This window comes from Vibrio sp. 10N (assembly GCF_036245475.1).
Classification (GTDB): Bacteria; Pseudomonadota; Gammaproteobacteria; order Enterobacterales; family Vibrionaceae; genus Vibrio.
This window is the reverse complement of sequence record NZ_BTPM01000003.1, coordinates 26,415-39,659: the sequence shown is the minus strand read 5'-3', so window position 1 is coordinate 39,659 and position 13,245 is coordinate 26,415. Positions and strand designations below refer to the sequence as shown.

Below are 13,245 nucleotides of genomic sequence, written 5' to 3'. Positions count from 1 at the left end.
AAGCGCATAAGAATAGGCATTTGGCATATATGTATCGAGTTACTTTAATACTCTTGATGTTTTCAATGAACAGCTACGGCTTCTGTTTTGATGAGGCCGGTAAAAAGTTCGATATTAACCCATTGCTACTCAAAGCCATTGCTTATACAGAATCACGGCTCGACCCGAACGCAATCAATGACTCGAATACGAATGGCACAACGGATTACGGGTTGATGCAAATTAATAGCTCTTGGTTCGCTCGGCTCGCTGATTTCGGAGTTTCCGAGAACAGTGTTATTAATGAACCCTGCACCAATGTTTATGTTGGGGCTTGGATATTAGCGCAGAACATGGCTCAAACTGGCGACGGTTGGTTAGCGGTGGGCGCATATAACGCGGGATATCGTGAGTCTCGAAAGAAAGCAAGAGATAGGTATATCGACCTTGTACAAATCAATTTGATGGAGTTGCAGAAATGAAAATCATCCTTTTGATTCTGGTCAGCTCTATCGTGATGATGGGTTGCGAAAGCACGGTTATGTGTAAACCAAGCAACTTTATTATCGAGCAACAACGTCAATCAACGGAGAAATGAAATGGCGAACAAACGTAAATACTCAAGACCCAATATCGAACGACAACTTGTCGTTAACTCACAATCGAGCATTGATGCGTGTGAGAACTTCGTCAACCGTACTATGTCCTCTTTGTACGCGCTGGATGTCATCCTGTACTACATTGCTGACGGCCAAGTAGCAGAAGCGGCCAACGATGAAGTTAAACGTATCTTTGATGCCAAACACGATGTCTTTGATCAAGATGTTTTGAAACTCAGTGAAAGGGTCGAAGCGTGTGAGGCTGATGAGGCCAAGTACACGGAAGAGTTTTCTCGAAACTACAAAATCTACTCCCCGCTATGCGCAAGCTATCTCAAGCTGATTATGAAGTTTGAACGCTGTATTAATCTTATTGACTCCCTTTGGTTTGCTGGTGAAGTCACATCGAAAAGTCGCACTACGCAAGTCATGAAATTAGGTCGCCACCTACGCAATCTATCCAGTCAGATTAATAATATTTCTCGCCGTGCGATGGAAATTGCTCGCAACGAAGGTAAAGAGTCAGAAGTGACCGAGGCAGTTAAAGAAATTGGTGCCGAAGAAGCACTAGCCGAAGCGGTTATTGAAAGTAAAAAGAACGCCAAAACAGTAGAAAAAGCCGAAGCTGAAGAAGAGATCGTCGCATAAAACATACCCCCTTTGTCATGAAGGGGGAATCGAGGTACAAATGAACAATGTCGCGTATGCAAGTAACGCCGTCACCTTAGATGACTATTTTCATTCAAACATTTGTAATGGAAAGTCCATCTATTGTGCATTTGAATTGGAGTCTGGCTCCATCGAAGCGAAGTACATTGCTCAACAAATGACCAGGTGCGGCGTTGAAAAAATCGAATTTCAGAATGGCTTAGTTCTGTACCCTGACTGCTCAGTATCGACTAGGAGTAGAGCTGAGCTCTATGTCGTATTTGAAAGAAACGGAGGGGTTTTTTAAGTGCTTAGAGATCGTTTCTTTGGTCGTGTAGGTAAAGCAATCAGCTACACGCTGATTATTACCACGCAGACGTTGACAGCGCATATTGCTTACGCGCAAGACAGAATGGCGAATGCTATTGCTGAAGCGAACCAATTAGCGACGCAATTAAGCAGCCGTTCATTGCCTCGCATCAATGCTGATGGTGATGTGATTGTCAATGGGCAAGTGTTATCGAGTAGCAAGCAGTTAACCGGTCAAAAGAGCAACGATTACCTACCAGCCGAGACAAATACCTACGGCAATGACGGAAAAACCCTATTGCAAGGTCAGCAAGCTCAAAAAAAATATGATCAAAAAACGGCAGAAACCGCAGAAACATCCGGTGAAATTGCTTATCACATTCTGAAAACATCCTTCAGCTCTCAGAAGCCTGATTTGACCAATGACCCAATGTGGAACAACACCGATAATGTGTTGGCGAATCTTCCAGATATTGCCAAAGGCTTTGCGAACTGTGAAATCGATAAAGAGTTGGTCAGCAGTGGTAACAGTTACCATGTGCCAAAATACGAAACCTGCGAAAAGCTTCCGGCTATTGAAGAGTCTTTTACCATTGTTCATGACTATGAGGTGGGGATAATAAAACACCATAGCGGCCCCGTGAACATTGGTGAATGTGGTGATGGCTGTTTGAGAACGTGGGTTGGTACTGTAGGTAATGACTACTGGGGAGGGCGATGCGTCTTAGAAACAGAGGAAATGGAGCTAGAGGTCATTCAGCCCGACGCTATCATCAGTGCTAAGCTTGAGAGGGCTAAGTTTGATGATTATTTCCGAGTATCATTAAATGAGGACATCATCTACATTGGACCCTATAGCAGCTTTCCAACTTGGGCTATTGGTAAAGGCTGCGAGTTAAGTACCTCTTGGGATAAATGGCCTGATATTGATATCACGGGTTCATTTACCCAAATAGGTGAGTACGATACTGTCAAATTTAAGAATGAAACCCTTGTCGATTCCGGTGGCGATGATAAAGGTGGCGAAGGCTTTTCTTCCATTCTTATTCACTATGATCCAACCAAACTCATATATAACGACGTATGGACTACATTAGAGCAAATCGACAAAGCTCTGGAGATCAAAAAACAACTTGATGATGGCTATTGTACCGGTCATATAACCTGTACCGACATGCCAGCTCTCGATGAAAATGGTTGTCGTACCGACAATGGCATAAAGGTTTGCGAAAGCGACTTCCAATCAAACCCTATATTTGATCTTGGCATTAGCCCATTTTGTAAGCGTGTTGATGTTGTGTCTGATTGCGGGTTTAACGATGGTCAAATTTGCTTTACGAACATGGATGGCATCGAAACGTGCTTTGATAATGACACGATAGATAGAAATACCTGTCAGCAATATGAAGAAGATCCTGAATGCAGCTATATAAAGACGGAATGTGTCGGTGGCGCACAGGGTGACAGCGGGAATTGCTACGTTCAAGAAGATACCTATGACTGCGGTTTTACTGCCAGTACCGGCCAAGAAACGGAAGAAGAGGTTCTGCGTTGTGACGGCCAAATACAATGCATCGGTGAAAGCTGCTATTCGCCGGTTCGAGATATGCCAAACGAAGACTTTGGTGAAGTTAATGCCTACCTAGAAATGCTCAAATACGCCCGTTCTGATATGAGCTGCGTCGGTGTTCCTGAACGCCCGTTCGACCCTGAATCGCCGCCTGATCGATACTATCCCGTAGAGGGCTGCGCCGAGGGGTATGTCTATAACGCGACGTTAGATAAATGCTTGAGCAACTTAGGTTGCGACTATGATGATGCGAACTTCTACGCTGCGTCACATCGAAACGGTATTCAAGTGGTCAAGCAGAATGCCGTTATCGCGGATAACAGTTCTGTGACGCAATGTATTGCAGTTCAAAAAGGACAACAGGCATACACTTGCGGAAATGCTGTACAGCGTCTAGGAACGGATGTTTTCCATGAAGTGTGTACCAGTGATGTGGATGGCACTATTCCGAATAGCTGCCCGAATAATGAACATGATCTAAATAGCCTAACTGGGTATTGCGAAGTCCCTCCTATTTTGGAATGTCCTGAAAACTATGAGTTAGTAGAAGGAGACAATAAGTTTGACTATTTAGATGACAACTGCATATCAGTTAGGCTGAGTATCAATAAAAATTGCCCTAATGGTTATTCGTATGACTCTAATAGTGACACTTGTAAAAGAAAGGAGGCTACACCTGCTATTCCAATATGCCCAAGTGGATATACGTTGAGCGGGAATATATGTGAAAAGTACAGTTACTCTTCACCAAGTATTGTTTGTCCTTCAGGCTTTAACGAGAGTAATGGGAGTTGTCGAAAGTTAACAAATCCCACATCAAGGACAAGCTATTGCAAAACGCCAAGTTCGTGTACAGGTAATACACAATTGCTCGATAGTAGTAGCTGTAAGTACCAATGTAATAGAAGTGGTGCAAGTGAAAATATAGGAATTGAGTATGGTACCAAAGGATATACTTGTGGTGGAAAAACATACGTAAATGGTAAGTGTTATTCATCCGAATACGCTGATAAGGTAAAAGTATGCCCTAGTGGTTATACCCTAATTCACGGAACCTGCTCAAAACTAGAAACGAGAGGGATTATAAATACTTGCCCCAATGGGTACTCATTAGTAGGCAATCAATGTAAGCGTGAACTGACTACGAACTATACACCAGTTTGTAATAGTCCATTTGTACTTCATCCCAATAGGTCAGAATGCTGGATGCAGCCGGAAACTATGCCAGTAGAAATGAGCTGTCCTTCCCAGTTTCCTGTGTGGAATGAACAAGAAATGCGCTGTGTGGTTGACCGCTATGATGCTATCAATACCACATCTGTAGAGTTCAAAGATAACGACCAAGCTAACAGCGAGCAAGTTGCCAACGTCCAACTAAAACAGCTTATGCAAACCGTATTGGCACCGTTCGCCTATCTGATGGATGCGGCGATTCCGTCCGTTGTTGCTAACGCTGAGCTTCATGACACAGAAGAGTCACAAGTCACTCAAGAGTCGATGAATAAGTACATCGCTGGTAAGTTTGGTGAAATCGCAGAGACGATGGAAAACGACTTAGAGACGTACCAAATGGCGCAAACGCAGTTAGGCGTGAGAGCTATGGCGGCGGCACCTCAAGTTCAGGCCAATTCAGCGCCACAAGTCCAATCCTTCGCTGCCCCTCAGTCGGCCTCTGCCGGTGGCGACCAAAATGTGACTTGCGAGCTATTCAGAGGCGAGGCAATGGAGTGCAAGATTGCCGTGGGCGGTATGCAAAACTGCTGTGAAAACCCTGTCGCGGTCAGCCTATCAGATTACATTTCACTGACTAGAAGCATGATGAGTATGGATGCCATGACCGGCGCGGTATTTAACATCGAAGGCTATCACGGTGTATGGGAAATGGGCAAAGGGTACGTTGCGGAAGGTGCTGATGCCGCATGGAACTTTGTATCATCGCCGTGGGCGAGTGGTGCTGATGCTGCAACCGGTGTTGGACAGGCTGCGGGTGAAGCTGCAACAGAAGGCATGATGCATACGTTCTCGCAAGCGGTAATGACATACACGAATGAGTTTTTGAAGAGTGTATTCAGTGATGAAGTAGCTAAGTTGTTCTTTAAAACCACAGTAGATACAGCAACAAAGGAAACAGTCATTCAAGCTTCAGCGCAAATGGCGGCTGTTGGACAGGTCTTGATGTATTGCTATTACGCTTACTTAGCCTACGTCGTATTCAATTTGCTCATAAATATTATTTATGCTTGTGAAGATGAAGAGCTCGATTTGGCAATGAAGCGCGATTTACTGTCTACGCACTACATAGGCTCTTACTGCAAAACAGAAGTCTTATTTGCATGTATTGAGAAGCGAAATGTCCATTGTGCGTTTGATAGCCCGTTGTCGAGAATCATGATGGAGCAGATCTATAAGCAACCGCAAATGGGGCTGGATTGGGGAACGCCTGAGAGTCCGAATTGTCGTGGAATTGGCATAGCAGAGTTGGATAAGGTCGATTGGGATCAAGTGAATCTGGATGAGTGGATTGGGATTCTAATTAAAACCGATAATTATACCGATATGGTTGATATAGATTTGGACTCGCTGACTGGTAGCGGCTCATCCTTAAAAACAAACGATGATAGAATGGATGTGTTAGAGCGTAACCAAGAGCGCTTCAAAGAGGTGGACATTGATGGCATACGCCGTGACGCATACGAAGATGGTTGGAATAGAAATCAATAATTTAGAACTGGTTAGCATATATCGATGTTCGATTTTGGAATTTATAAAGAGCTGAGATAATAGAATTAAAAGACAACAAAACGGATTTTTAGCATGAAGATAAAAACAACACTGACTTTGATGACGGCATTGGTTCTAAGTGGTTGCCAATCTACACCAGAGCCAGTAGAACCACGAGAGTTTGATTCCAACGCCAGCTATGCGTACAACATCGCCAATCAAACGTCTTTAATGCGAAATGACAGCCCTTTGAGAGACTTTACGCGTGAAGAAGTAAATGATGTTAAAGCCAAACTGACGCGTCCGAGTGGTGCGGAAGCATCAGTGGTGTTGGGTTCTTTAACTATCTTGACAGGTAATCTAACGGGCATTATCAATGTTGCTGGCGGTGGCGCTGCTTACTTAGCTAATTCAGGTCATACCGCAGCAAATAGTCGTTTCATTGTGGTGTTGAAGAAATCAGACTTTGATAGCAAGCTAGACGCGGCAAACTATATTGTTCGAGTAACACATCAAGCAGCAACTCAAGCGCTTACATATTACGGCAAAGTAGAGATTGAAACAGACGATTCCCCTTTCGATATTCTGACAATCGATGGAGAATTATCTGGTCTTGTAACGGCGAAGGACGTAAGGGCTGAATTATTACAAGAAGGGCACTTTGAAGTAGATGGTGAAATTCAAGAGGTATATACGTATGGTGTTACATTTGGGAATAATGACGCATCACATTTACTAGTTACGCCACCGTCACCATTGTTGTTGGCGTCTACTAAAAACGAAGTGCGTTTTGATGATTTTTATAAAAGATATACAAAGGCGTTGCCAAGTCAATTCTATATATACACACCGTCATTTCCCAAGGCGAGAGGAAATAAAAAGGTCTATACGTACCCTAGCGTAATCGTCCCTGCTATCTACACCCAAGGTAAAAAACACGAATTTGTTAAGCCAGAGTAGTAACCTGCTCATTTGCGCCTTTAGCCTTGCTATTGGCGCTTTTTTTTGAAATGGATGTTCACATGAAACCCAAACATATCGGACCATTATTAGCTATTTTATTAGCCGGTCACGCTTACGCCGAAGTCAGTGTAATAACAGACAACAAAAGCCATATAGTACTTAATGTAAGTGAAAAATACGTGTTGGGTGATAACGACACACTGACCAGCGCAAAAGGTATCGTACTTGAACAGGCAAAGAGATCTGCGACGGACTATGCCGGAACCTACGTTGAATCGACATTGGTTGTTGATGGAAACAAGATAACGAAAGAGCAAGTTAAGGTGCTCTCTGCGGGATTCTTAGAGGTAACGGACAGTGACTTCAAACGTAGTGTTAATCAATCTGGAAGCATAGTGTTAACCGGTGATTCAACGATTCGTTTGTCAAAGAAGGCGATTAATGACGGTTTAGCCAAACTAAAATCCGACCCCGAGCGTCTTGCTAAAATAGAACAGCTAAAGACCAAGAACGCCAAGCTACAGGCGCAGCTTGTTGAGCTAACCAAGAAAATCAACAGTTCAGGTACGACTCGCGCAGACCTGATGGCTTCGCGGGATGCGATATTGTCTGACCTGAACTCCAACCGCGAAGCAACAAAGCAAGTTTTTGAGCAAGGTACGCTTTTTCAACTGGCTATGCTCGATGACAATGAATATGAGTTAGCGCTCAAAGATATTCAGGACAATGTTTACGGGTACTTCAAGAATGAAATGGAAGTTACTCTTGGTAAGCCGAAAATGTCAAAATCTGGAAGTGGATATGATGTTTCCATTAAAGCAAGTTGGAACATAAAATCTAAGCCTGTACGTGATACTCTCGATAAGTATTTTAATTCCAAATATAATGAGAGAACTTATATTTCGTACTTGTCTGTAAGCGAAAATAGCGCTGATAGACAGAAAGAGCCATATACTAGAAAACTGTATGATTATATCGTTGATAATAATCTGGCGATAAAGGTAAGTATTGGTGATAAATATCGATACATACCACTTTCAGCAGGTTCGAAATTTATAAGTCATAAGGGTGTTAAAATCAATTACTCGGACAATAAATCGAATAATTTAGCGCATAATGGTTCAGAAAATCCAGTGCGAATATACATGAGCGAATTACAGCTTAAAGCCGCTACTAAGGTTGAGGCCGAGGTTGTGGTTCTACGAGGTAAGTATGCGAACCGTTAGTGGTAAGTCTGCGCTGATATTGTTCGCTGCGATTGTGCCATTTTTCGCTCAAGCAATAGAAGCGTCTGGTTGCGTGGAAACAACCGGTAGCCTTTCAAAAGATAGAGTTATTGCTAACGCGTTGGCTAAAGGAAATTTAGCTCACGAGCTGGGTTCGACCGTCACGGCCAGTTCGAATTTGGAAACTAAGACCATTGAAAGTAACGGTTCGATTGAAACAGTAGATACTCTCACCGAGAGCGTATCGTTAAAGAGTGAAAATTATATCGAGCGGGTTTTAGTTACCGCTCAAGGTTATGAGCAAGTGAATGGATCAAAGCATTACTGTGTTCACTTGAGACAACAGGAGAGTCGATAGATGAAACATAAACTAACTACCCTAGCAACTGTGCTTATTTTGGCTGGCTGTGCTTCTAGTGGGCCAACGAAGACCGAAATAGTGAAAGACCAGCTAGCGGCGAAAGAGCTTCAAACGTCGGCTGAGCAGAAAGCGGCTGAAGCTACGCTTTCAACGATGCCAGCATGGGTCATAAATCCACCAAAGTCCGATGAAGTAGGCGTGTATGGCGTCGGTATAGGCGAAAGCAAAAAAGTGGATGTTGCCATGAAAAAAGGCCAGTTGAATGCGCAATACGAATTGGCAAAATCCTTTGGACAAGCATTATCGGGAAATGAGCGTTCATATATTAAAGATGGGTCTGTAGGTTCGACGGATGACTACACGCAGCTGATCGATTCAATAGTAGCTGAAGTGCCTATCAACGGATACGAGGTCATTGAAAACAAGGTAGTTGCCGAAAATGGCAAGTTTACCAATTACACATTGATGCGTTTGACCTACGATCAATTTGGGAAAGGTCTGACGGTGGCAGAGCAAAAAAGTACGGATGAAAAAATTAAGTCGGAATTTAGCGACTTATACCAGAGGTTAGATTCGATTAAACAAAATTGAATAATATAAGTCAGATGACATTGAGAAGATGAGCATTTTGCAATAAGTATTGGCAAAGTGCTCATGAGTTAAAATTGACTGGCATTTCTCTAAGGAATGAAGATTTAATGTTCGCAGGAAATATATTTGGGGTTATAGTTTCAGCAGGTATCGTAATGATATTTGTGTTGTTGATATTGAAATCGCTTGCCTTCACTAAAAAGAGTGGTATAAAACCATCATTAAGCATTTTTAATAGAGCATCCTACCGTAGTACGAATTACCTTTGCACAAAAGCAGAACAGAACTTTCTTTCTCAACTGTTGAATAAACTCCCTCTTGAATTGGTCTATGTCAGTGCAAAAGTGAGACTAGCTGATTTAGCACTACCAATTAACTCAAAAGATATTGGGTCATTTAATAAAGTCGCAAGAAAGCACGTTGATTTTGTTATATGTAGTCGAACGGATAGTAAGATATTGGCGTGTATCGAGCTAGACGATTCCAGCCATGCTTCTCGTTCGGCGCAGAAGCGCGATGGTGAAAAAAACAAAGCATTGAGTGACGCTGGCATTCCATTATTCAGAGTTACGGCGTCACGCGGGTATTCTCAGAAAATTCAGCAAATAGTTCGGTTCCTAAATTTAGAGCCAATGAAAAACACATCAACAGTAAAGCGCTCGAACGAAATTAAAAAAAGTCCTGTGAAAAAGGTGGAGGAACAAAAAATACCTCGAACTAATAAAGTCGTAAAAAAAGATATGAGTGCATGCCCAAGATGCAATAGTGGTATGGAGAAAATCGAAATGAAATGGCCCAATAGAGGATTTTCTTTTCAAACTTGCACTGTATGTTCGTTTAGAACCGAGCCTGAAAAATAAAGCACATACCTTTGGAATTGACGATGGAACAGTTTATTCTCAACTACCTTACTAATCTTGGCTATCTGGTAATGCCGGTAATGGCTATAGTTGTTGGACACAATATATTGCTGCGATTGTTTGGTCGTATGATTGGCGATAATACAGTCACACGGTTTGTCTACTACGTGCTTGGTATTGTTGGCGTCCCACTTCATGAAATATCCCATGCGTTCACTGCGTGGCTATTTGGACATAAAGTAACTCAAGTCAAGCTCTACGGAGTAGGAGAAGGGGGGTTGTCAGGCCATGTATTACACAGTTGGAATCCGCGTAGCATATATCAACGGCAAGGTTTGTTTTGGATTGGCATTTCGCCGCTTATCGTTACGATACTTGCGGTGAACATGATTGTAGATACGCCTGTTGAGCTAGGACCACTTGAAGGCTGGCGCTCCGTTGCTTGGTACGAACTGCTTGCGGTTGGCATGGTTGCATTTTACTGCATACCAAGCATTGCAGATTTAAAGAATGCTGTGAAAGGGGCAGTGGTTGTCGCGTTGGTCGCTCCCATTCTTATGTTGATGGCACCTTATGTCGGGTTTGTGGGTATGGAAAAAATCGTAGCGAAGTATTGGAGCTGTTTGTGGGGAGTGCTGCTGTTCTCAATGTCGGGTTGGTTGATTTTTATTAACCTATCCCTATTAGAGATAGGCATTAAAAAAACATACAGGTTATTTTGGTAGCTGTGAATATACCTTGTCTGATTTTGCCATTATAAATATAAAGAAAACGATTAGTGCAATTGTTAATACAGCTCCAAGTAGCTCGTTTAATGTGGTTAGTTGGACCAAGAATAAGAGTGACGCAAAGAGTGACAAAACAAGAGTTATGTCAATGAGGCGCGTTATGACAGGGTGTTTTTTTCTTACTAATGCGTAGCGGTACGATAGATTTATCATAATTTCTAGCCTATTATCAATAGGGGTTTATTTGTCTGAACATAACAATAAAACAACGTAGATGGAATGTTTGATTCCAAGGGTGGATTTATTTTTTTATATTTCACAAAAAATACACGATATTATGCTCTGGAATACAAGAGAGATTTATTTGATATTGTTGTACAAAAACATTATGGTCGAATTGGCACACAGTTAGGGCAGAATAGAACGCATCCTTTCACTGAAGAGTCCGAGGCGATGGCCTTCTTTGAGTCAGAATGCCAACGAAGACTCAAGCGGGGTTATGTTTTGTGTGACGCTGTAACTTAATGATAATGAGCCCTTATCTTGCCCATTACCCGCATGATTTGTAATCTGTGCATCTAACCTTAAAAACTAATCATCTTTTAAGGTTGTGGTATGGGGTTAATAGATTGGGATTTTGATTAATAACATTGAAAAACATATACTTAGCTCGCCTGTCTGGTTTGGGGCGTGACCGTGTTAAAAGGAACTGTTAGATATGAAATCTAGCGTCCAAAATGAACAGTAGCGGTTTGTATCGATATACCTTGAAAAAGGCAACTCACTCACCGTTCATTTGAAACAGTACGCAATTGCAGCCGTTTCGTAATCAAATTGAATCACCGGAGACTAATAATAAAATGATAGATTTTTCGTCAAACATGACCACGATGGACAGAGCTAGGTTGTTGGAAATGAACTTTGACCATCCAGAGGATTTAGTTTTTGGTAAGCTACTTGTCGAGTTGGGCAACCAATCAGCGGAACGGGTGCGCTCAAGCGCGATGAAGGTTGAGCTTAGTACATTGAAGGTGCTGGCCGAAGCACTTCAAGAGCAGATAGCTCTTATCAAGAAAGAACGTGCAGAAGAGATAGCCTGCATGATGAGAAACGATGGATTTACCGTTGATGATGTATTGTCATGGAGGAAGAGCCAGCTTTAAACGTCTAGGGGCGAAGTAGCTGTAACGACTTCGCCTTTGCGCTGTCTTACCTAGCTATACCCGATATCAATAGGTTCTCTTCTCAGGCAAGAGTTGTCAATTTTGGAATTATATATAATACGCTAATATCTAATTATACTTGATTTTGGAGAGCGAGCCATGAACTACCAACTTAAAGAGAAACTGAATGCTAAACAGATTTGCGAAAGACGCGATCAGATTGAGGCGATTCTTACTCAGGCAATTACCTTGCTCGGTGAAGCGGATAGCTTGATGAAAACGGTATCGAACTACGGACTAAGCTTTGATCGCAACACTTTCTATAGTCCGAGTGACGCAAATCAACGGCACCGTAGTTTGTCGAACCTGACCAAACAAGTTGATCAAAAACTCTGGCAGCACATTTTGGAACTAGGGCAGTTCCGATCTTTGATGAGTGCAGACAAGAGAGCCGAAATTGATAAAGATATGGAGAATCCTCCGGCGCTAACATATGCGACGTTGACGGCCACTTTCAATGACTTACTCAAGAATCGAGTCAACATGCTTCAGGACCTAACCGAGTCCGTGTTTAAGAATCGTAGTAGTGATTACAAGTCCAATCGCGGTCACAAGCTCAATAAACGCCTCGTGTTTAATAATGTCTTTTGCAAGTACGGGTGGAGGTATCAATCGGATTTGCTAGAGGATGCTTGTCGCATTTTCACGGTTCTAACCGGCTGCGATTCGCCTCACATCCTAAACGTGTTATCCGATAGCAGGGAACCTCTGATTGCTTTCGATGGGGCGGTTAAGTTCGTCGCATATCAAAATGGAAACGTACATGCGTGGATTATTGATGCAGAGCTAGAGCATAAGGTGAATGACATATTGAATGGGGTTTTTGATGGTCAGTTACCCGATATGGCGGCATAGATATATAATTGGTTATTAACGTATTATATATAGTGAGGAAATATGCCACAGTTTCACGACATAACCGGTCAGTTTTGGCTCAACAAATCCGACGTTCTAGCCTTACCGAGTGATGCAGGGCCAGAGGGGGCTACATCATGGTTAATCGCTGTGCTCCAAGCGGCTAATAAGCTTACCAAGAACGAAGCTCAAATTGTCGATGCGTCAGTTTCCGATTCTCCTATGGCTGAGTTGCCGGACGTTCACATTGAAATCGATATCAATGCCGCATTCTCAATGTTGCATGTCACCTGTTGGAGTTTCCCAATCCCTGAAGATGGCGTTGTACACGTAGAGTTCAAATAGGACATTTAGGAAATAACATCAGACTAACTACAATGGAGTTATTTCAGGAGGATACGATATGATAGCTTCATGGTACTCAGTGACAGGACAAGCAGTACTTCAAGCTCCCAAAGTGGTATTTGATGACTCACTCTCTCTCGATGAATGTGTAGAGCAAGTAGCATCTGAATACCAATTGGAAGTACTAATCAAAAAGGATAGAGCGCAATGGGCCTATCTCGGTAACAAAAAGCAGCGTATGGTTATCTCACTAAAATAGGCACTAAA

General features: G+C 42.6%; 14 protein-coding genes. All 14 read left to right on the top strand.

Going from position 1 to position 13,245, the window contains the following annotated elements:
* Positions 1-29: 29 nt before the first annotated feature.
* The 14 genes from AAA946_RS23905 to AAA946_RS23845 all read left to right on the top strand — a co-directional run bounded on the left by AAA946_RS23905 (position 30) and on the right by AAA946_RS23845 (position 13,237).
* Positions 30-461 carry a lytic transglycosylase domain-containing protein gene (locus AAA946_RS23905; protein WP_338167281.1) on the top strand — a complete coding sequence of 144 codons (432 nt, stop codon included), beginning with the start codon at positions 30-32 and terminating at the stop codon, positions 459-461.
* A 117-nt stretch (positions 462-578) separates the two neighbouring features.
* Positions 579-1,226 carry a hypothetical protein gene (locus AAA946_RS23900; RefSeq protein WP_338167280.1) on the top strand — a complete coding sequence of 216 codons (648 nt, stop codon included), beginning with the start codon at positions 579-581 and terminating at the stop codon, positions 1,224-1,226.
* 307 nt (positions 1,227-1,533) lie between these two features.
* Positions 1,534-5,826: a conjugal transfer protein TraN gene (gene traN / locus AAA946_RS23895; protein WP_338167279.1), complete on the top strand. Its 4,293-nt coding sequence runs from the start codon at positions 1,534-1,536 to the stop codon at positions 5,824-5,826.
* A 93-nt stretch (positions 5,827-5,919) separates the two neighbouring features.
* The gene (locus tag AAA946_RS23890; RefSeq protein WP_338167278.1) at positions 5,920-6,786 is read left to right on the top strand and encodes a hypothetical protein; all 867 of its coding nucleotides are present in this window, start codon (positions 5,920-5,922) and stop codon (positions 6,784-6,786) included.
* A 62-nt stretch (positions 6,787-6,848) separates the two neighbouring features.
* On the top strand, positions 6,849-8,015 hold the full coding sequence (locus AAA946_RS23885) for a hypothetical protein (protein WP_338167277.1): 1,167 nt from the start codon (positions 6,849-6,851) through the stop codon (positions 8,013-8,015).
* Positions 8,002-8,373, top strand: a complete 372-nt coding sequence (locus AAA946_RS23880; protein WP_338167276.1) for a hypothetical protein — start codon at positions 8,002-8,004, stop codon at positions 8,371-8,373. Before AAA946_RS23885 ends, AAA946_RS23880 begins: the two co-directional genes overlap by 14 nt.
* The gene (locus AAA946_RS23875) at positions 8,374-8,967 is read left to right on the top strand and encodes a hypothetical protein (RefSeq protein WP_338167275.1); all 594 of its coding nucleotides are present in this window, start codon (positions 8,374-8,376) and stop codon (positions 8,965-8,967) included. It abuts the gene before it with no gap.
* A gap of 107 nt (positions 8,968-9,074) precedes the next feature.
* Positions 9,075-9,827: a DUF2726 domain-containing protein gene (locus tag AAA946_RS23870; RefSeq protein ID WP_338167274.1), complete on the top strand. Its 753-nt coding sequence runs from the start codon at positions 9,075-9,077 to the stop codon at positions 9,825-9,827.
* A 23-nt stretch (positions 9,828-9,850) separates the two neighbouring features.
* Complete coding sequence (locus AAA946_RS23865) at positions 9,851-10,552, top strand: hypothetical protein (protein ID WP_338167273.1); 702 nt, start codon at positions 9,851-9,853, stop codon at positions 10,550-10,552.
* A 282-nt stretch (positions 10,553-10,834) separates the two neighbouring features.
* Entirely contained in the window at positions 10,835-11,080 is a 246-nt protein-coding gene (locus AAA946_RS24195; RefSeq protein WP_445206137.1) for a WGR domain-containing protein, read from the top strand.
* Positions 11,081-11,415: 335 nt separating this feature from the next.
* On the top strand, positions 11,416-11,718 hold the full coding sequence (locus tag AAA946_RS23860) for a hypothetical protein (protein ID WP_338167272.1): 303 nt from the start codon (positions 11,416-11,418) through the stop codon (positions 11,716-11,718).
* Between the two features lie 159 nt (positions 11,719-11,877).
* The gene (locus AAA946_RS23855) at positions 11,878-12,633 is read left to right on the top strand and encodes a DUF4942 domain-containing protein (protein ID WP_338167271.1); all 756 of its coding nucleotides are present in this window, start codon (positions 11,878-11,880) and stop codon (positions 12,631-12,633) included.
* A 42-nt stretch (positions 12,634-12,675) separates the two neighbouring features.
* Positions 12,676-12,978 (top strand): hypothetical protein, encoded by a 303-nt coding sequence (locus tag AAA946_RS23850; protein ID WP_338167270.1) that lies wholly within the window; start codon positions 12,676-12,678, stop codon positions 12,976-12,978.
* Positions 12,979-13,036: 58 nt separating this feature from the next.
* Positions 13,037-13,237, top strand: a complete 201-nt coding sequence (locus AAA946_RS23845; protein WP_338167269.1) for a hypothetical protein — start codon at positions 13,037-13,039, stop codon at positions 13,235-13,237.
* Positions 13,238-13,245: the final 8 nt, after the last annotated feature.